The sequence below is a fragment of the Chelativorans xinjiangensis genome (assembly GCF_009812055.1).
Classification (GTDB): Bacteria; Pseudomonadota; Alphaproteobacteria; order Rhizobiales; family Rhizobiaceae; genus Chelativorans; species Chelativorans xinjiangense.
Map to the genome: position 1 here is coordinate 61,760 of NZ_WQNH01000014.1, position 20,944 is coordinate 82,703.

Here is a 20,944-nt window from a genome sequence, read left to right on the forward strand (position 1 = left end):
CCGGTCCTCGTTCAAGCCTTCTTGAAGTAAGCGTATTCGAATTCACCGCCGGGAACGATAGAGGGCACGATCGCGGTGCGATGGATGAAGGACTCGGGGTCGTGCCATAGCCACACATAAGCGCCGGTGTCTTCCATGATCTGCTGCATGCGCAGATACATTTCGGCTCTCTTCTCCGTGTCGGACTCCTTGGCCGCCGCCAGATAGAGTTCCTCGAACTCCGGATCCGTCCAGCGCTCCCAATTCCAGTTGCCAATCTGCTCCTTGACGAACCAGTTGACGTAGCCGGACGGATCGAGCCCGCCGCCGAAACGCGTGAGGTAGATCTGCAGGTCCTTCCACTCCTCGCCTTTTTTCTCGCGACCCTGATTCCAGTAAGTTCCGACCTCCAGGGGAATAATGTTCACCTTGATGCCGACCGCCGCGAGATTGGCCTGGAAGACCTGGGCGATGACCAGCCGCTCGGGAAGGTTCATGGTCTTCAGGTCCAGCTCGAGCCCGGAAACGCCGGCTTCCGCCAGAACGGCGCGCGCCTTCTCGGGATCGTAATCATAGCCCGACTTTTCGCGATGCCCCGCGAGGCCGGGCGGGATGATCCCGTTCGCCTTGATCACCGATCCCGAGAAGCCCGCCTGCAGGGCGGTGTCGACATCGATCGCGTGCTGGATGGCCTTGCGCACCCGAATGTCCGACAATTTCGGGTGCTCGGTATTCATGCCGAGCCAGGCGTAGTTCAGATGCCCCGCATTGGCGATCGCCGAACCTGCCGGGAGCGCCTCCTCATAGCGAAGGAACCCCTCCGGCGAAATCTGTGTCACGTCCAGTTCACCCGCCTCGTAGGCAAGCTCGGCGGCCGTGATCTCGGCCACGAGAATCGCCTGAACCTCGTCGAAATCCGGCTTTTCCCCCGGCCACTGCGGGTCCGGCACCAACGACATGCGTTGCTTTGGAATCCACTCCTTGACCATGTAGGGACCACAGGTCGCGGGCATCTCAACGGTATATTTGCCGCCGGCCGCCTCGACCGCCGCTCGGCTTACGACGCAGGCCATGCCATGCGCCAGGACGGTGAGCGTGAATGCCGGAAAGGGGTAGGCGAGAACGATGTTGCCGCTGTATTCGCCGGTCACCTCCACGCGGTCGAAAGCGGCCCACTTGTCCTTCCATTGCGAGTCCCCCTTGGCGCGCTCGAAGGAATACTTCACGTCCTCGGCGGTCAGTTCGCCGAAATCGCTCGACCAATTGAAGCCGGGTTTGAGCTTGAATGCTATCGTCGTATCGTCGACAATCTCGAAGGATTCGACATAGACGCTGGGCTCCCAGTCGTAGGCACCCCCAGTCGTCACCACGCGCGCCAGACGCGGCAGGGTGGCCGTCATCACCTCGCGCTCCTGCGTCGTCCCCATCGTCAGCGGGTCGAGGGACTCGATATCCGCCTTGTTGCGCGAGCGCAGGATCGTCCTGCCCTGGGCATATATCACCTCGCCGGTCAGGCAGCCGGCGGTCAACACCCCGGCGCCCAGCATCAGGTCGCGGCGTGAAATCCCTTCCTGCAACATGATTACCTCCGCTTTCAGCGCTGGCAGGTCGCTCCCTCTTCGAGATGGCCCTGATGCGCCACTATCAACGTTCCACTCCAAAGATAATTGTATACCGGATACATTCTTTTTCAAGCTGAAATTTGCGGGAGGATTAGGCGAGACGAGGCTCTGTGAGAGCGAAGATCGGCCTCCGTGACGCATTCCTCGACAAGGATCGCGCCAGGGGGCGGGGTGAGAGAAGCCATCCGGCTGGATGGGCCCGGCGCATCCCGCGCCGGGGCGGCCAGCGCGGCCAGGCTCGACCGCGAATTCCGCTGTCGGCGTCTTGCTGCAGAAAAACGACCGGGATCGCGGGCATCGGCCTGTGGAAATATTTATCCCGGAAGGACGGGCGCGGCTGATGACGCTCAGATACCGTCCCGTGGGATCTTTTCCAGCCAGCTTCTAGCGAAGACAGGATGGCCGCTCTCATAGGCCTGCTGGTGCGCCTCCACCGCGAAGTGCTCCGCATCGGCCGTCACTGTACAGGACATCTCCACCCGGAGGTCGAGCTGCCCGGCGCGGAAATAGACCATCTCGGCCTCGAACTCGGCCGTCGCCGTCAGCGGATCGTCGTCAACGATCGACCGCCGCTCCCGCCAGCGGCGGCCGAACTTCCAGCCGAACCGGTCGATGCGCTTGCGGCCGAAATCCTTTTCGTTCGTGACGGTCACGCGGCCCGTGGCGTGGTCATGCGTGATCGTCGTGGTCTTCGGGCTGACGGGGCGAATGGCCGTCGCGGCAAGCGGCGCGCTCCCCTCGGGCTCGGGAAACGCCGGCAGATCCGCATCCTCTCTGCGGTCGGGCCGGATCGGCAGGAAGAGCCGACTGGCGCCGGCGTGAAGCATCAGCGAGATCGGTTCGGGCGAGGGCCATACATTCGGCCAGAACGATGTGGAGACCGCGATACGGATGCGGTGGCCAGCCGCGAACTTGTGCGCGACCTCGTGCAGCCTCACCGTCACCCGCCGCCGCTCGCCGGGCGTGACTGGCGTCACGGTCTCGTGCGTCGCATCGTGGGTAAGGTTGTGGAGGCCGAAGGCGACGCGCGTCGACGACCCGTCGGGCGCGACATCGCACAGGCGCACGCAGACGAAGGCTTTTGGACGATCCACGGCGAGATCGAGCACCACCTCGGGAGCGCCGAGCACGGCGGTCGGCTGTTCGAGCGGCGTGCCGTCGAAGGAGATGGAGCGCGCATCGTCGATCCTCTGGTCGGCAGGATCTTCCGCCGCCGCGTCCATGTCGCCGTGATTGTACCAGACAGGGCTTGCAATCCCGACGCTCTGCGGACATCGCACGGTCAGCGGCGTTTCGGGGCCACCCTCGGCCCCGATTCCGTCGGCATTGAGCGCAAGTTCCCGCCTCTCGATGCGCGGCGACGGCCAGACTTCCTCCGCGATCCACTCGCCCGGGCGCTCCCGGTGCCGCGTCCTCGGTGGCACGCTGTGCTGCATCCACACACGGTAAGCCGGCTCGTCCATGATGCCGGTGTCGGCGCCCTTCAGCCAGTGGTCCCACCAGCGCAGGCATTCCTGAAGGAACCCGATCTGCGGCCCGGGCTCGGCCTGGTGCGCGTAGTTGTGGCCCCACGGCCCAACCAGGCCCTTGCGCGGCGCCTTCAGGTGCTCGACTACGGAGGCGACGGTGCTCGGATAGATGTCGGCCCAGCCACCCACCGCGTAGACCGGGCACTCGATGGCGGCATAGTCCTCGCACACGGACCCGTGCTTCCAATAGGCGTCGCGGCGCTGGTGTCGGAGCCAGTCGATCACCCAGGGCTGGTTCGCCTCCAGCCGCTCCAGCCACATCTCGCGCCATTTTTCGCCCACGACGTCGGGGTCCGGCGGGCGGGCGTTGTGGCCGAACATCTGAAAAGCCCAATAGAGGTTGTGAGTGAGCAGGCAGCCGCCCTTGTAGTGGATATCCTCGGTGTAGCGGTCGACCACGGAATAGACCGTGATGATGCATCTGAGCGCCGGCGGCCGCCGGGCTGCGACCTGCAGTCCGTTGAAGCCGCCCCAACTCTTGCCGATCATGCCCACCTTGCCCGTGCACCAGGGCTGTGCCGCGATCCAGGCGATCACCTCCAGCCCGTCGTCCTGCTCCTGCTTTAGATATTCGTCGTGCAGGATGCCCTCGGAATCGCCGCTGCCGCGCATGTCGACCCGGATCGCGCAATAGCCGTGACCGGCGAAATAGGGGTGCATCGTCTCGTCGCGGCCGGCCGTCTGGTCGCGCTTGCGGTAGGGGATGTATTCGAGGATCGCCGGCACCGGATTGTCCAGAGCGCCCTCCGGCAGCCAGTAGCGCGTGGCGAGCCGCGTTCCGTCCGACATCGGTATCCACTCGTTCTCGACTTCCCGGACTCGGTGGGGAAATGTCAATCTCACGCGCATTGGCCACTCCTCTCCTACATTCCTGCCTTCATCCGTCCCGCCATGATCCCTTGGGCCATCCGCCCTCTCTTCTAGCCTTTCGAACCCGAATGACGCGAGGGATCCTCCGCCGGCTTGCAATTGGTTCTAGCATTGATGTATACGGTATTCAAGAACGACTCCGGCGATTTCCGGAGGGGGGCCTGCCGTTCGGCGGGACGGAGGCATGGTGCCGGAACGACGAGAGCCTTTGGGAGAGAGGAGGGGAGTGGATGAAGACGAGGACCGAATTTCCGCATCGCGCCCGTGAAGTGGAGCACGCGTGGGTACCGCTCTCGGATGGCACCAAGCTCTCGGCACGCTATTGGCTTCCGGAGGATGCCGCCGAGAATCCGGTTCCCGCCATCCTCGAATATTATCCCTATCGCAAGCGCGACCACACGCGCGTGCGCGACGAGACGATGCACCCCTATTTTGCCGGCCACGGCTATTGCGCGTTCCGCGTAGACCTGCGTGGCAGCGGAGAGTCCGACGGCATCCTCCACGACGAGTATCTCGCCCAGGAGCAGGACGACGCGCTGGAGGTGATCGCCTGGATCGCGGCGCAACCCTGGTGCTCCGGCAAGGTCGGCATGATCGGCAAGAGCTGGGCCGGCTTCAACACGCTGCAGATCGCCGCCCGCGCTCCGCAAGCGCTCGCCTGCATCGTCACCGTCTATTCGACGGACGACCGCTATGCGGACGACGTGCACTACATGGGTGGCTGTCTGCTGACCCACAATGTCGACTGGGGCTTCCGCATGTTCTGCCGCAACGGCCAGCCGCCGGATCCCGATCTGGTCGGGCCGCGCTGGAAGGAGATGTGGCTCGCGCGGCTCGAGGAAAACCGCCCATGGCTCACCCGGTGGCTCGAGCACCCGCGCCGCGACGCCTATTGGAAGCACGGATCCGTGTGTGAGGATTTTGCGGCGATCAAGTGTCCGGTCTATGCCGTCGGCGGCTGGGGAGACGGATACTCCAATGCCGTGCCGCGACTGCTCGCCGGCCTCCAGGTGCCGTGCAAAGGGCTGATCGGTCCCTGGGGTCACCAATATGCGCACCGGGCGAGCCCCGGTCCGCGCATCGGCTTCCTGCAGGAATGCCTGCGCTGGTGGGACCACTGGCTGAAGGGCATCGACACCGGCATCATGGAGGAGCCGGCCTATCGCGTCTGGATGCAGGACACGGTGGAGCCCTCCTCGGTCCAGGAGGAACTGCCCGGCCGCTGGGTGGCGGAGGACCGCTGGCCCTCGCCGCGCATCGAGACGCGGGAATTCGCGATCAATCCGGACGGGCCGGGGGACACCGCCAAGGCCGAGGCGGCTTTTACTCTCGAGCCATGCCAGACGGTGGGCCAGGCCAGCCCCTTTTGGATGAACAAGGGCACGAGCGACGGAGCGCCGGAGGACCCGGAGGACCAGCGGGTGGACGATGCCCGCTCGTTCTCCTTCGATACGCCACCGCTTAAGGAGGACCTGGAGATCCTCGGAGCGCCGGTCGTCGTCCTGGAGGTCTCCGTCGACCGGCCCGTCGCCTTCGTCTGCGTGCGCCTGTGCGACGTCGCGCCGGGCGGCGCGTCGACCCGCATAAGCTACGGTCTCCTCAACCTCACCCATGACGCGACGCATGAAAGGGTCGAGCCGGTGACCCCCGGCGAACGGAAGCGCATCCAGGTCAGGCTCAACGATGCCGCCTACCGCTTCCCCGCCGGACACCGCATCCGTGTCGCCTGCTCGACATCGTTCTGGCCCCTGGTCTGGCCGTCGCCCTCTCCGGTCACGCTGACGGTCCACACGGGCGCGAGCCAGCTACGACTGCCCGTCCGCCCGCCGCGATCGGAGGATGCGGATTTGAGGTCGTTCGCGCCGGCCGAGCAATCGCCGGCATTGCCGACCACGGAGCTGCGCCCTCCCGCCGGCCGGACGGCCACGGTCCTGCGCGATCTCGGCCAGGGCCGCATCACGGTGCATGACGTCAGGGACACAGGTAGGGTCCGTATCGACGCGAGCGGCTGGGAATACAGTTCCATCGTCGAAACCGAGCGGTCGATCGTCGAAGGCGATCCGCTGTCGGCGCGTGTATGGATGCGCTGCGAGTTGGCCTTCGGTCGTCACGGCGACCTCGACCTGTGCATCGAGGGGTCCACGGCGATGACCTCAACGGAGGACCATTTCCATCTCGAAACGCGCATGAGCGCCTATGAAAACGGACGGCCTGTCTTTGCCAGGAGCTGGCTCGACAAGATCCCGCGCGACGGGATCTGAAGCCGCCTCTCAACCCAAGCTGCGCCTGTCTTCCAGATAAGCTATGCGCTCCCGCGCCTCGCGGATCGCCGCCCGGTCCAGCGTGGCCGTCAGCATGGTCTCCCGGGCGTCCTCCGCCCGCGCGAGGTCGGTGCCGTGCGGCGAGGCGATGCAGCTCTTTCCCAGGAAGGGACGGCCGTCGAGATGCGCCCCACCATAGTTGGCGTAGGCGACAAACAGCCCGTTCTCGAAGGCGCGCGCCGGCACCACGCGCTCGGAAATGACGCTCCAGCGGTCGCCGACGCCGGTGGGCGCGACGACGAGGTCGGCACCCGCCAGCGCATAGCCGCGAACAGTCTCCGGAAACTCGAAATCATAGCAGATCAGCATCCCGACACGCCAACCTTCCAGATCGAACAGGACAAGCTCCTCGCCGGGCGTGAAATTCGCGCGCTCAAAGGCGTTGCACTGGTGCAGCTTGCGGAAGTTCGCCAAGACGTCGCCCTTTTTATCAAAGCAGATCGCGGAATTGTGGAACCGGCCGGCCGCCTCCTCGGGATAGCCATAGGCGACCGCCGTGCCCCATTTCCTTGCAAGCCCTGCGACCGCCCGGGCGAACGGCCCGTCGCTCGGCTGGGCGAGTTCGGGCAGGCGTTCGCCGATATCGTAACCAGACAGGAACAGTTCCGGGCAAACAAGCAGGTCGGCCGTGCCGCCGGTCTCGCGCAAAAGCGCATCCAGCCGCTCGAGCCGAGCATCGGCGCCAAGATCGTTCGAAGCCATCTGGAAAAGAGCGAGGCGCAGCGGCCGGTCGGGCGCGCGATTGGAAAACGCTGCGGCGTTTCGGGAAACGCGGCTCGGAATCCGGCGCCGCTCACCGTCATGAGAGTAGAAGCTCATCGATCCGCCCATCCGGGTCCCTTCCCAGCTCGTCCGTTCTTCATCGGCGAATTCTAGCTCGGCATCGCCTTGTCACGATATGTCTTGATCAGGCCGAGCACGCGATCGATGTCGTCACCGTTGTTGTAGAGGTGCATGGAGAAGCGGAGCATGCCCCGCCTGGTCGTCAGCCCGACCTGCCGGTCTTTCAGGAAGCGGTAGAGCTCTCGCAGCGCCGGATCGGTTTCGTCATCGCGCATCGTCTCGCTGAAGCGACCGACCGTCACGATGTGCGACAGACTAGATGCCCGCGGCATGGCGCCGTCCGCGCAGACCGGAAGAGCGAGTTGCCGCACGCCTTCGGTCAGCCGTAGCGCCAGGTCGCGGAGATAGGTTTCTATTTCACGGGTGCCGATCTCCAGCAGGAGGTCGAGAGACGGTTCCAGCGCGAAGATCGCCGGATAGTTGTAGTTTCCGATGTCGAACCGCCGCGCGCCGGGCATGTGCATGTAGCCGCGCCCATGGGCGTGGTCGCTTTCGTGGCTCCCCATAGAGGCCTCATGGGTCTCGCTTCCCAAATCGACACTGAAGCGCGCGAGTGCCGCCGGCCTCAGCTTCTCCGCCCATTCGCGTCGGCAATAGAGGAAGCCGAGACCATAGAGCCCAAGCAGCCCCTTCTGGGTCGATGCAGCGAGCCCGTCCACCTGCATCCTGCGCACGTCGATATCGCTGGTGCCGACCCACTGTGCGCCGTCGGCCAGGAGGAAAATTCCCCTTTCGCGGCAGACCTTGCCCAGGGCCGACACGTCGACGGCAAGCCCGGGCGCGAATGTCACAGGGGAGACGGTCACCAGCCTGGTGCGTTCGTCGATCGCTTTGATCATGGCGTCAAGGTCGATCGCGCCGCTGCTGTCGGCCACGGCGCGCACTTCGATGCCGCAGCGCTTCTCCAGATTGAGCCAGGGAAAGACATTGTTCGGGTGTTCGAGGCTCATGCACAGGACGACATTGTCGCCGGCCCGCCAATCCATCGCGGCGGCGATGATGTTCAGCCCGTCCGAGACGTTCTTGGTGAAGGCGACCTCGTCCGGCTCGGCCTTGATCAGCCGGGCGATCTTTCCGCGGCAGCTTTCGACCTTCTCGAAGCACTCCTGCTTGTCCAAGAGACCGTCGCGCAGGATGTCGAGGTGCCTTTCGATCGCCATACGGGTGTCAATGGAGAGCAGGCCGCGCGCCGCTACGTCCAGATATGTTCCGTCCAAGGTCCCGGGAAATCGTCCTCGCACGCGCTCGAAGATGTCACGGCGCTCGGGGGCGGTCGATGGTTCGCTTTGCAGCATGGTTGCCTCGTGTTGCCGGGCCGCGCCCTCTCCTTCCGCTCTGTCGCCGCAATTGTCGGCGGAGAGGGCCATATCGACCGGGTTCTGCAGCGATCCGGCCAGCATCGCTCTACCTCAATGTGGAATACAGTATACACATTTAACGAATGTTCGGCGTCCGGTCAATCCGCAATCTCGGTCTTCCATTTTTCGCAGAGCCCGACAGCTCCGGGTGGACGATGAGACCGGCTCTTGAGAACCGTATCGATTTGCTCGTCCAAGGTTCTTCTTACCAAGAGGTTCGTTGGCTCTGTATCGCCCCGTTGCCATATGACTTGATCAACCCGAGGACGCGTTCGATGTCATCGCTGTTGTTGTAGAGGTGCATCGAGAACCGAAGCATGCCTCTTCGTATGGTCAGCCCCACGTTCCGGCTCCTGAGGAACCGGTAGAGGCCCGCCAACTCCGGATCGGCTTCGTTGTCGCGCATTGTCCGGCTGAACCGGCCGACGGTCACGATGTGCGATGGACGCGATGCACCCGCTATGGCGCCATCCGCGCAGACCGGAAGACCGAGTCGTCGCACGCCATCGGTGAGCTGTACCGCCAGGTTCCGGGTATGGTTTTCTATTTCACCGGTGCCGATTTCCAGGAGGAGGTCGAGAGACGGCTCCAGCGCGAAGATCGCCGGATAGTTGTAATTGCCGATGTCAAACCGCCTTGCTCCCGGCATATGAACGTAGTCGCGTCCATGCGCATGAGCGCCATAGTGGTTGCCCATGGAGGCCTCGTGGGTCCCGCTTCCGAGATCGACGCTGAAACGCGCGAGCGCTACCGGGTTGAGCTTCTCGGCCCATTCGCGCCGGCAGTAGAGAAAACCGAGGCCGTAGAGACCGAGCAGGCCCTTCTGGGTCGATGCCGCAAGCCCATCCACCTGCATCCTGCCCACGTCGATGCCGCTGGCGCCGACCCACTGGGCGCCGTCCGCCAAGAGGAAGATCCCCCTCCCCCGGCAGACCTTGCCCAACGGTGTCACATCGACGGCCAGACCGGGCGCGAAAGTGACGGGCGAGAGCGTTACCAGCCTGGTCCGCTCATCGATCGCGCCGATCATGGCGTCGATGTCGATCGCGCCGCTGCGGTCCGCCACGGCGCGCACTTCGATGCCGCGCCGCCTTTCGAGATTGAGCCAGGGAAAGACGTTGTTCAGATGCTCGAGGCTCATGCACAGGACGATATTGTCGCCGGCCCGCCAATCCATCGCGGCGGCGATGATGTTCAGCCCGTCCGAGACGTTCTTGGTGAAGGCGACCTCGTCCGGCTCGGCCTTGATCAGCCGGGCGATCTTTCCGCGGCAGCTTTCGACCCTCTCGAAGCATTCCCGCTTGTCCAGCCGACCGTCGCGCAAGGTATCGAGATGCCTCTCGATCGCCGTGACGGAATCAACGGAGAGTAGGCCGTTCGCCGCCACGTCCAGATAGGTTCCGTTGGCGGCTCGCGGAAATCGCCTTCTCGCATCCTCGAACACGTTGCGATGTTCCTGGCCGGTTGCAATGTTGCTATGCAGCATGATTTTGGCGGTCTCCGCCCTCTCCATTCCGCTTCTCGAGATGATTGCTCCGACGGGAACGGGCCGCGTTAATTTCGCGGGCCATCGAAACCTCAACGAAACGTTTTTTTCTGAATACGGTATACTTTTATAGCGGATGTGCGTTGTTTGGTCAACCAATGAACTTGGCACCGCCGAGGGAGCAGCATTCGGACTTGTCGGCCGAGGAATCGACGCACCTGCACGCCGAACTTTCCGATTGCCCCCGAAGGCCGAGGGGCGATGGCGTCGTTCATTCCCGGCAGAATTCAAACTTCTTGCAAATTTCTGTATTCTGTATACTATTGAAGGACTCTCATTGGCACCAACGATGCGAGAAGAGGAGAGTTCGAGGGGAACTGGCCCAAATAAGCCGGAACAGGAGGTTTCAATGCCAAGGAAACAGCTGTCACGCCGCATGTTCATGCACGGAGCCGCCGGTGTCGCGGGACTGACGGCTTTAGGTTCCTCAGTCGAAATCATCCACGCGCAAGGCAAGAAAATCCTGAGGACCCGGGCCTATCGAGACCTGGAAAATCTAGACCCGGCATACATGATAGGAAACGTCGACATCGAAACCCAGATGCCCACGATGCCGCGGTTGGCCAGGGTCGTGAAGGAGGGGGATTTCTTTACCTGGGCTCCAACGGAATACATGGAAAGGCTGGAGCAGACCGATCCGACCCGTTACGCCTTTGAACTCAAGCCGGGGTTCATGTGGACCAACGGCTATGGCGAGCTGACCGCCGAAGACGTCAAATATTCCTATGGGCGGATGATAGGTTCCCAGTATGGAACCGGATTCTTCAACGCCCTCGATCACGTCGAGGTCACCGGCAAATACAGCGGCGCCATCGTTCTGAAGCAGCCTGAAGAGGCCTTTGCGGTGAACACCATCGGCGGAGATCCAGGCTGCCTGGTCTGCAAGGAGGCGACCGAGGCGATGGGCGGGAAATACACGACGGAGATACCCGCAACCTGCGGTCCCTACGTGGTCAAGGAGTGGATGCCGAAGCAGCGCATCGTATTCGCACGCAATGACGAATGGCCGGGTCCAAAGCCGGATTTCGACGAGATTCAGCACATCGTCATCACCGAGGCAGCGGCGGCAGATCTCGCATACGAGGCCGGCGAAATCGACTGTACCCGGATCGCGGCCGCGACCTTGAAGCGCTATACGGAAAATCCGCCTCCCAATTCCAAGATCACGATCGCAGGCTACCTCAATTATGGGTGGCTCGGCATGAATACGCAGCATCCGAAGCTTTCGGACATCCGGGTTCGCAAGGCTATCCAGCACGCGATCGATACCGAAACGGCGGTGGCTGCCGGTTTCGGCGATGCGGCCATGGTCTCCTACGGCGTCGTCGCGCCTGGAGTTCCCGGCCGACGCCAGGAGAAAGGCCACAGTTATGATCCCGACCGCGCGCGGGCACTTCTAAACGAAGCCGGGGTTTCGGGTCTGGAGCTGGACCTGAAGGTAATGAACATGCAGGAGCGCATGAACGTGTCCCAGGTCATCCAGGCCAATCTTGCGGATGTCGGCATCAAGGTGAACGTCATTCCCCTCGAAACCGGCACGTTCTGGAACCAGGGCCGGGAAAGCAAGGGAGACGAGTGGAAGGACCTGCAGATCTACGTGACCCGTTTCGGGACCGGTCTGGTGGCGGAGGCTTCCTTCGAATGGTTTGTCAAAAGCCAGATCGGCGTCTGGAACTGGGAGCGTTGGTCGGACCCCGAGTTCGACAAACTGTATGAAAGTCTGAGGGTAGAGACCGACGACAAGAAGCGGGCCGAGACCGCCTTTCGGATGCAGGAGATCATGGAAGACACGGGTGCCTATGTCTGGCTCTGGCATGAGCCGGAGGCTTTCATCCATCCCGACGATATCGAGATCTCCATCACGCCGACAGGCAACATGGATCTTCGCAGATTCAGGACACTTTGAGATTTGCGCAGGGACGTGCCCGCACCGGGCTCGTCTTCTGATGGAGGCCCTGTGGGACTTTGAGCCGGCACCGGCTACGCGGGTGGCCTGAGCAAAGTCGACCGCAGATGAACGAGAGGTTGAAGGCTTCATGCCATATCCGAACCTGACTTCGCCGATCGCGATCGGACGTGTGACGCTCCGCAACCGCATTGTCTCCTCGGCTCATGGGACGGATATGAGCAGCAACGGTCTGCCCAGCGAGCGCATCGTCGCCTACCACGAGGCGCGCGCCAGGGGCGGCGCCGGCCTGATCATCAGCGAAGCAGCTTCCGTTCATGAGACGGCCGTCGGCACAGGTCGCTATGCGACGGCCCACACCGACGCGTGCATCCCCGGCTACCGAAGACTTGCGGAGGCGGTGCATCGGCATGGGACGGCAATATTCGGACAGCTCTACCACCCCGGGCGCAGTTCGATTGCGGGCAGCACCCAAGACGGCACCATCGCCGTCATGTATGCGCCCTCGGCTATCCCCGCCGAGATCAAGCACTTTACGCCGCGGGCAATGCCGACCAGCCTGGTCCGCGACGTCGTCAGAAGCTACGGCGACGCCGCCCGGCGCATGGTCGAAGCCGGCCTGGATGGAGTCGAGGTCATGGCCCACCACAGCCATCTCGTCTCGCAATTCCTCAACCCAAGAAGCAATCGACGGTCGGATGTGTATGGTGGCAGCTTTGACGGCCGGATGCGGTTTCTCATTGAAATCCTCCGTGAAATCCGCGCGAGCGTGGGCGAGGCAATAGCGCTGGGCGTGCGCATTTCCTGCAACGAACAGGCGACATCCGGGCTCAGGCCGGACGAGACCCGTCGCATCGCGCAGGCGGTGAATGGGCTCGGGCTGGTGGACTATTTCAGCATCAATTCCGGATCGGTGGCCGCCTATGACGGCAGCATCCACGTGGTGCCGCCGATGGCGATCAAGGCGGGATACATCGGCGCGTATTCGGCGATGATCAGGGACGTGGTCACAAAGCCCGTCATCGCCTCCGGCCGCATCAACACACCGGAGCTTGCCGAAGCCATCATCGCCTCCGGGAAAGCCGATCTCTGCGGCATGGTGCGTGCAATGATCTGCGACCCCGAATTGGCGAGCAAGGTAGCCGCCGGAGCTGCCGAAACGATCCGTGTCTGCATTGCCTGCAACCAGGCATGCATCGGTCACAGCAACAAAGGAGCGTCACTCTCCTGTATCCAATACCCCGAAAGCGGTCGGGAGCTTCAGTTCGGCAATCTGATCCCGGCTAACGAACCGTGCAGGGTGCTTGTTGCCGGCGGCGGTCCGGCAGGGCTGAAGGTGGCCGCGACAGCCGCCGCGCGGGGTCATACCGTAACGCTTTTCGAACGCGCCAGGGAATTCGGCGGACAAGCGCTGCTTGCCGCGGCCCTTCCGGGACGTGCCGAATTTGGCGGCCTCGTCAGCAACCTGATCGGCGAAGCCGAACGCGCCGGGGCGCAACTCGTGCCCGGCGTTGCCGTGACGCGAGAGCTTGTCGAGCGCGAGGCACCGGACGTGGTGATTGTGGCGACGGGCGCCACCGGCAGGAGGCCGAACGCAGACGCCGAGCCTGATGGTGCGGACGCTTCGAAGATACTGGGGATATTGCGCGACAATGCGGGCGCGCATCGCAAGCGCAAGCTCTCTTTGGAACTTGCCGAGGCGGGCGTGGGAAAGGATGTCCTGATCGTGGATCGCCGCCTCGATTGGGTTGCGATGGGGCTGGCCGAGCAGCTTGCGCGCGGTGACTGCAGGGTTCGCCTTGCCGTCCTTGGTTACATGCCTGGCCAGAACATTCCCAAACACGTGCGTGATCACTGGGCCGGGGTGCTGCATCAACTCGGCGTGGTGGTCATGCCCTACATGCGCTTCCTCGACCTGAGCGGCGATGCGGCACGCCTCGCACATATGACCGGGGGCGGTGAATCCATGGTGCGGCCGGTCGACACGATCATCGACGTCGCTCCCTTCATAGCTGACACGGCATTGGAGGAATCGCTCGTCGGCTATTCCGGGAACGTGCATGTGATCGGCGATTGCCTGTCGCCGCGAACAGCCGAGGAAGCTGTTTTTGAGGGGCTGAAGGCCGGAACCGCTGCCGAGCTGGAGCAACGCCGCAGCCTGCATCTTCTCGGCGGCGCCGACATTCCAGTACCGGTCAGGCTGGGAGCGGCCTAGGTGTCGCGACCGGGTCGCCGACTCTCGTGGAGGTGGCGGCTCGTGATGAACCCAGGAAGACGGAAGGAGAATTCTTAGTGAGCGAACTTGGTCTTGAGCAACTTGAACAATGGCTGGCTGGCTACAAGCACAGCTGGGAGAAGCAGGACGTGGACGCGTTCGTTTCTCTCTATACGGATGATGCGGTCTATGTCGATCGGCCTTTCAGCGAGCCGGTGCAGGCGCGCGACTTTCACCGGTTCTGGACGGAACTCGCCACGCGGCAGGCGCAAAACCACATCGAGTTCGAAGTCCTGGGGGTCAACGGACCGGTCGGCATCGCGCATTTCAGAGCGAACTACTACCGCACCACCACGGGCGAGCATCGCACGGGCGATGGAATCTTTGTGCTGAGCTTCGACGAGAGCGGCCGTTGCCGCGTGTTTCGCGAGTGGCAGCACTGGTATCCCGTCGATGGCAAACCGGCACGATAGAGCCCGGCCTGCGCCGATTGCGCAGACGACGGCCGTGTCGGCCGCTTGGACGATCAATGCAAGGTTGAAACGCCGATGCCATATCCGAACCTGATGTCCCCGACCGAAATCGGGCCCGTGCGGTTGCGCAACCGCATCGTGTTTTCGGCGCATGGAACAAAGATGAGCACGCGCGGTGTGCCGGACGAGCGCCTCGTCGCCTATCACGAGGCGCGGGCAAGGGGCGGTGTGGGCCTCATCATCTGCGAGGCGGCCTCCGTCCATGAAACGGCCGGCGGATCGAGCAGCTATGCCGTCGCCTACACCGACGACTGCATCCCCGGCTACCGGCGCATTGCAGGGGCCGTGCACCGGCACGGCACGAAAATTTTCGGCCAACTCTATCACCCTGGCCGGGGCGATATCGCCGGCGGCAGCGACGATGGAACGATTTTTCCGATCTACGCGCCGTCCGCCATCGCCTGCGAAAGCAAGCAATTGACGCCGCGGGCCATGCCGGTCGGCCTGGTACGCGAGATCGTCCGAAGCTATGGCGAGGCGGCCCGGCGCATGGCGGAGGCCGGTCTCGACGGCGTCGAGGTCATGGCCCACCACAGCCATCTCGTCTCGCAGTTCCTCAATCCGCGAAGCAACCGGCGGAACGACGCCTACGGCGGCAGCTTCGAGAACCGCATGCGCTTCCTCGTCGAGATCCTCCATGAAGTGCGTGCTGAAATCGGCGATGGCTTCGCGCTCGGCGTGCGCATATCGGGCGACGAGCAGGCGACCTTCGGCCTCAGGCCGGATGAGACCAACGCCATCGCCCAGGCAGTCGACCGGCTCGGGCTGGTCGACTATTTCAGCGTCAATTCCGGCTCCTGCTCGGCCTTCGACGGCAGCATCCACGTCGTGCCCCCGATGGCGATCGAGGCCGGCTATGTCGGCAAATATTCCGCAGCCATCAAGAAAGTGGTGACGAAGCCCGTCATCGCCACCGGCCGCATCAACACGCCGGATCTCGCGGAAGGAATCATCGCCTCGGCAAAGGCCGATCTCTGCGGCATCGTACGCGGGCTGATCTGCGATCCCGATTTGCCCAGCAAGGCGGCCGCCGACACGCCCCAGACCATCAGGCTGTGCATCGGCTGCAACCAGGCCTGCATCGGTCACAGCCCCAAGGGCGCGCCCATTTCCTGCATCCAATATCCCGAAAGCGGGCGCGAGCTTCAGTTCGGCGATCTGCCGCCAGCGGCAAGGCGCTGCAGGGTTCTGGTGGCCGGCGGCGGGCCGGCTGGATTGAAGGCGGCGGCGGTCGCGGCGTCGCGCGGCCATGACGTCACGCTGTTGGAGAAGCGTAATGAATTGGGCGGCCAGGCGATGCTCGCCGCCGCCTTGCCGGGCCGCGAGGAGTTCGGCGGGATCGTCAGCAACCTTGTCGGCGAGGCGGAGCGGGCCGGCGCCAGGCTCGTGCCGGGCGTCACCGTCACCCGCGAGTTGGTGGACCGCGAAGCCCCGGACGTCGTAATCGTCGCGACGGGGGTCCGGCGCCGAACGCCCGATCTCGGACAGAACGAGGTCGACGCGTGGCGGCTGTTCCAGATTCTCCATGACCATGCCGGCGAACATCGTCGGCGCAAGCTTTTCTGGGAACTCGGCCAGGCGAATGTCGGGGCCGAGGTGGTCGTCGTCGACAGCCGCCTGGACTGGCTGGCGATGGGGCTTGCCGAGCAATTGGCGCTCGGAGGCTGCAAGGTGCGCCTCGCCGTCCTGGGTTACATGCCCGGCCAGAACATACCCAAGCAGGTCCGCGACCATTGGGCCGGTGTCCTGCACCGGCTCGGCGTCGAGGTGCTCCCCTATATGCGGTACCTGGGCGCGGAAGGCGACACCGCCCGGTTTGCCCATATGACCGGTGGCCGCGAGGTGTTGGTGCGGCCGGTCGACACCGTCATCCATGTTGCACCGCCTGTGCCCGAAACGGAACTCGAAGAATCCCTATCGGGCTACACCGGCATCGTCCATATCGTCGGCGACTGCCTCGCGCCGCGAACGGCCGAAGAGGCCGTTCTCGATGGCCTGAAGGCAGGCGCCACCGCTGAGCTGGGACCAGTTCGAGGGCTGCATCTTTTGGATCGCGCCGTTGTCACTCCGCAGGCTCGCATCGCAATGCATACGACGACGCCCCTGCAAGCATCGAAACTGTAGGCGTGGCATCTGCACTGGAGGCCAGCAACAGCATGGAAGGAAAGGAGCCGCCAATGACCTTGGATCCCGAGGACGTTCAGCAATGGCTATCCGGTTACAAGCACAGCTGGGAGAAGCAGGACGCGGATGCGTTCGTCTCGCTCTACACGGACAATGCTGTCTATATCGACCGGCCGTTCAGCAAGCCGGTGGAAGCACGCGATTTTCACCGGTTCTGGTCGGACCTCGCCACGCGCCAGGCCGAGAACCGTATTGATTTTGAGCTGCTCGGGATCTGCGCCGATCGCGCATTCGCCAATTTCGAGGCGACCTATCTGCGCGTCAAAACCGATGAGCGGCGCGCCGGCAACGGCATCTTCATCCTCGATTTCGACGATGCCATGCGCTGCACGAAACTGCGCGAGTGGCAGCATTGGTATTCGCTCGGTAGCGAACCGGACGCGTAGATCCGCCGACCAATTCAACGACGAACCCAAGGAAAGGATGACTCTATGAACGTACTGATAACAGGCGGAGCGGGTTGGTTGGGCATGGCTCTCTCCGAGGTCGTGGCGCAACACCACGTCGTACGAGCCTTTGATCCCCAGCCCTTTCCCGACATCCGCAAAGATTTGCATGTAAAAGGCATCGTTGGCAGTATCACCGACAGGCAGGCGGTGGCGGACGCCGTCTCCGGACAGGACGCGGTCATTCACGCCGCGGTCGCCGACTGGCGCGCGGGCATGCACGAGGTAGGCGACCCGCATCCCTTCGACGTCAATGTGTGGGGCACTTACAATATCCTCGATGCGGCGAGGCTGGCGGGAATCAAGCGGATCATTCTCATCGCCGCGGCCGAGACCCATGTCGACCATTCCCCCGGCACCCTTGTTGACCACAAGACTCCCTATCGCGGCGTGCCGAAAATCTATGACCTCACCAAGCGGCTCCAGGAGGAAATTGGCAGCTGGTTCGCGGCAATGTACGGGCTCGACGTGGTGGCGTTCCGGCTTGGTACAATCGTCGACTTGAAGCTCGGCCGCAAGCGGCACGGCGGACCGGAGGGCTGGAACAAGAGCATGAGAAAACACAGCTGGATCGACCGCTACGACGTCGGCAGGGCTTGCCTGCGCGCCTTGGAGGAGAATCCGCAAGGCTTCCAGGTGTTTCACCTGATCGGCGCGCCGGAGGCCAAGCAGGTGTTCGACGTTGCGAGGACGGAGAAAAGCCTGGGAATCCAGTTCACGACGGAATTCGATCGCCGCCCTGCCGAGGAGCGAGGTGTTTGAACCTCGTCGGAGCGGGCCGGAAAACCATCGGTGCAAAAGCTTGATTACCGGCTCTGAGGGCGTTGAATCGGCGAAATGTCACCACAATTCCTCAATTGAGAGCGATCACATTGGCAGCGCTTCGAGATGGCCCCGCTTCAGAGAGGTTTTCGCCGGTTATACTGCGAGGAAACTGTAGCTTTCACGCAATCCGGCGAACGGGATTGTCCAGCGGGATTGTCAACGCCGCGCCCCATGCACACACGGGCCGTTGCGTTGCCTGGGGGATTCCATTCGATATTCTGGACCCGGTTGTCATCCGCGCCGGCGACGCGCCTGTCGAAATGGAGATCAGACCCACACGCGCACGATGGTTTGTATTTATTCATACGTCCGATGCCAGGCCAGATGACAGCGATGAACATGGCTTCATCTCACCCATGCGCGGCACAGGAAAGCTCGGTGAGCTCGCCGCTTACTATGCGCTGATCTACGACGACGGATCGGTGGAGAAGGCACGTGTCCTGCGCCGCCACCACGTCGGGCCTTTTCACTCCAGATGGGGAGAATTCTGCGTCTGCGCAGTTCAGGCAATAAAGCCAAAGCCGGTAGGCGATTTTGCCGATCAGCCGATTGCGCGAAGCGATCCTGGTCGAGCTCGCAGCCCTGACAGTTGGGGGATGCGCCAAAGGAGGGTGATGATCGAAGGCGGACCTTGGAACAACTATGTCTGGGCGCTCGAAAATCCATATCCGGACAAGACGATAAGGGCGGTTCGGTTCGAGCCGGCATCCGGAGCCATGATCGTTTCCGGATTGGCGGCCGGAGACGCAACGTCGATGCCCCTGCGATGGCAAGCCCGGCGCAAAGCTGTTCTCGGCTTGCCTGAAGGCGTCGAATTTGACTCATCCATGGACGAATTCGGGCAGTTCGGCCAAATACAGCTCGATCTTGGCCAAGTCATCTCCGCCGTGCCGCGGCTGATCTATCCAGACGACGAGTGGAGCGCCACCCGCCACAATCTGCAGCCTCTGCGTTCTCCGAACGAGATGTTCGTCGAATACTCCGCCCATCCCGATGCCGTATTTCATCTGGCAGGCGGCGTACGAATTCCCGCGGCAGATCTCGACCGGTCAAGTTCGAAAAACGGCTGGTCTCTTTGCTCGATCGGAACCAGAAGAAAGCGCATCATCATCAAAGTGATCGACGAGCTTACCGGCAGGATCACGCCGGCCAAGCTGCATGTCCACGGTCCCTATGGCGACTATCTGGCTCCCCTGGACCACCATCGCATCCCGAACCCGCGCTGGTACGAAGGTTTGGATGGCGCCGACCTGGTCCATGGCGATCACGTGTGCGCGTACATTCCTGGAGAGACGACCATCGAGGTACCGTTAGGTGCGATCCATATCGAGGTCACAAAGGGATTCGAGTTCGAACCCGTCCGCCAAACCTTCGAGGTGAACTCCTTAACCGACGTTGTCACGATCGAGCTTGGAAGGCGATTGAACTGGCGGGAGAGGGGCTGGGTAACCGCGGATACCCACGTCCACTTTCTCTCACCTGCGACCGCCATGCTCGAAGGCGCGGCGGAAGGGATCAATGTCATCAATCTGCTCGCAAGCCAGTGGGGTGAGATGATGACCAATGTCGGCGATTTTGACGGCAAGAGCACCTACGGATCGAAGGAAGCAGGTGGGGACGGCGAGCATCTCGTTCGGGTTGGCACCGAAAATCGCCAACGCATTCTCGGCCATATCTCATTGCTTGGCTACAAGGGTAACATCATCACGCCGCTTTGTGCTGGGGGGCCCAACGAATCGGCAATCGGTGATCCGGTGGATATTCTTGTCACCGAGTGGGCGGAACGGTGCCGCGAACAGGGTGGACTCGTGGTGCTTCCTCATTTCCCCGACCCGCGGCTGGAGAGCGCTGCAACATACGTCCTGCGCAAGGCGGACGCCGTGGAGATGTGCTCCCTTTCGGATTTCTATGCCGGCATCGACCCTTACACGCTTTCTGACTGGTATCGATATCTGAACAACGGGTATTTCGTGGCAGCCGTCGGCGGCACGGACAAAATGAGCGCGGAGTTCGCGGTCGGAACGGTCCGAACCTACGCCCGGATACCGCCCGACCAGGAGTTCAGCTACGAGACTTGGATGGATGCCGTTCGATCCTCTCGAACGTTTGTCACCTACGGGCCCTTGATGGAGCTATCCGTCGAAGGCCAGGGTGTAGGAAGCCGGCTTGATCTGGCGGCTTCCGGAGGCACCGTGAATGTCAGTTGGGAAGTCGCGAGTGTAACCGTCCCAATGACTGAAGTGCAGCTGATCGTGAACGGAATGGTTCGCGAGAGCAGGAAGATCAGGAAAGACAAGGATTCGGGTTGCTGGCCGATATCGATAGATCGAAGTTCGTGGATCGCACTGCTCGTTCGCGCGAAATACCCGGACAAGCCGCAGATGATTGCCGCTCATTCTTCGCCTGTCGCGGTGAATGTCTCAGGGTCGGAGCTCTTTTCTGCGACAGATGCACTGACGATCCTTGAGCAGATTGAAGGTGCGATGGCCTATGTGGACACGATTGGTACCCGCGCGGAGACTGAACGCTACAAAGCAATGAGAATGGTGTTGGAATCTGCTCACCGTCGGCTTCACAACCGCATGCATGAGCTGGGCCTTGATCACGGCCACATCACTCGCCATCATCATCATTGAGCGACATCATCGGTCCGTCTGGTTGGCGCGCCGCAGATTGGGCCGGCATAGATGAGCGCGGCCACGGGCTATCCAGACATCCCCGCACGAACGCCGCTTCCAGCCATTCGGACCCGAGGGGAGTTATCAGC

The 20,944-nt window shown here is 62.8% G+C and carries 13 protein-coding genes; 8 read left to right on the top strand and 5 right to left on the bottom strand.

Features of this window, described 5'->3' with window-relative positions; translation table 11 throughout:
• Nucleotides 1-11: 11 nt before the first annotated feature.
• Together GM910_RS11935 and GM910_RS11940 are read right to left on the bottom strand one after the other, a co-directional pair.
• Nucleotides 12-1,559: an ABC transporter substrate-binding protein gene (locus GM910_RS11935; RefSeq protein ID WP_159587773.1), complete on the bottom strand. Its 1,548-nt coding sequence runs from the start codon at nucleotides 1,557-1,559 to the stop codon at nucleotides 12-14.
• A gap of 389 nt (nucleotides 1,560-1,948) precedes the next feature.
• Nucleotides 1,949-3,979 carry a CocE/NonD family hydrolase gene (locus tag GM910_RS11940; RefSeq protein WP_159587774.1) on the bottom strand — a complete coding sequence of 677 codons (2,031 nt, stop codon included), beginning with the start codon at nucleotides 3,977-3,979 and terminating at the stop codon, nucleotides 1,949-1,951.
• A gap of 251 nt (nucleotides 3,980-4,230) precedes the next feature.
• On the opposite strand from GM910_RS11940, the gene GM910_RS11945 reads away from it, so the two are divergent.
• The gene (locus GM910_RS11945; RefSeq protein ID WP_159587775.1) at nucleotides 4,231-6,261 is read left to right on the top strand and encodes a CocE/NonD family hydrolase; all 2,031 of its coding nucleotides are present in this window, start codon (nucleotides 4,231-4,233) and stop codon (nucleotides 6,259-6,261) included.
• Between the two features lie 9 nt (nucleotides 6,262-6,270).
• Here GM910_RS11945 and GM910_RS11950 read toward each other — a convergent pair whose 3' ends face one another.
• The 3 genes from GM910_RS11950 to GM910_RS11960 form a co-directional block, all read right to left on the bottom strand.
• Nucleotides 6,271-7,140, bottom strand: a complete 870-nt coding sequence (locus GM910_RS11950; protein WP_159587776.1) for a carbon-nitrogen hydrolase family protein — start codon at nucleotides 7,138-7,140, stop codon at nucleotides 6,271-6,273.
• Nucleotides 7,141-7,193: 53 nt separating this feature from the next.
• Entirely contained in the window at nucleotides 7,194-8,564 is a 1,371-nt protein-coding gene (locus GM910_RS11955) for an aminotransferase class V-fold PLP-dependent enzyme (protein WP_159587777.1), read from the bottom strand.
• Nucleotides 8,565-8,727: 163 nt separating this feature from the next.
• Nucleotides 8,728-10,008 carry an aminotransferase class V-fold PLP-dependent enzyme gene (locus GM910_RS11960; RefSeq protein ID WP_159587778.1) on the bottom strand — a complete coding sequence of 427 codons (1,281 nt, stop codon included), beginning with the start codon at nucleotides 10,006-10,008 and terminating at the stop codon, nucleotides 8,728-8,730.
• A 442-nt stretch (nucleotides 10,009-10,450) separates the two neighbouring features.
• Between GM910_RS11960 and GM910_RS11965 the strand changes: the two genes are divergently transcribed.
• The 7 genes from GM910_RS11965 to GM910_RS11995 all read left to right on the top strand — a co-directional run bounded on the left by GM910_RS11965 (nucleotide 10,451) and on the right by GM910_RS11995 (nucleotide 20,813).
• Nucleotides 10,451-11,974, top strand: a complete 1,524-nt coding sequence (locus tag GM910_RS11965; RefSeq protein WP_159587779.1) for an ABC transporter substrate-binding protein — start codon at nucleotides 10,451-10,453, stop codon at nucleotides 11,972-11,974.
• A gap of 130 nt (nucleotides 11,975-12,104) precedes the next feature.
• Nucleotides 12,105-14,189, top strand: coding sequence for an oxidoreductase (locus GM910_RS11970; protein WP_159587780.1), 2,085 nt, complete (start codon nucleotides 12,105-12,107; stop codon nucleotides 14,187-14,189).
• A gap of 77 nt (nucleotides 14,190-14,266) precedes the next feature.
• On the top strand, nucleotides 14,267-14,662 hold the full coding sequence (locus tag GM910_RS11975; protein ID WP_159587781.1) for a nuclear transport factor 2 family protein: 396 nt from the start codon (nucleotides 14,267-14,269) through the stop codon (nucleotides 14,660-14,662).
• A gap of 93 nt (nucleotides 14,663-14,755) precedes the next feature.
• Nucleotides 14,756-16,846 (top strand): oxidoreductase, encoded by a 2,091-nt coding sequence (locus GM910_RS11980; RefSeq protein WP_246226042.1) that lies wholly within the window; start codon nucleotides 14,756-14,758, stop codon nucleotides 16,844-16,846.
• Nucleotides 16,847-16,899: 53 nt separating this feature from the next.
• A complete protein-coding gene (locus GM910_RS11985) occupies nucleotides 16,900-17,292 on the top strand; it encodes a nuclear transport factor 2 family protein (protein ID WP_159587783.1) in 393 nt (130 codons plus the stop codon).
• Between the two features lie 45 nt (nucleotides 17,293-17,337).
• The gene (locus tag GM910_RS11990; protein ID WP_281354892.1) at nucleotides 17,338-18,114 is read left to right on the top strand and encodes an NAD-dependent epimerase/dehydratase family protein; all 777 of its coding nucleotides are present in this window, start codon (nucleotides 17,338-17,340) and stop codon (nucleotides 18,112-18,114) included.
• A 203-nt stretch (nucleotides 18,115-18,317) separates the two neighbouring features.
• A complete protein-coding gene (locus tag GM910_RS11995) occupies nucleotides 18,318-20,813 on the top strand; it encodes a CehA/McbA family metallohydrolase (RefSeq protein WP_159587785.1) in 2,496 nt (831 codons plus the stop codon).
• The last annotated feature ends 131 nt before the right edge of the window (nucleotides 20,814-20,944 follow it).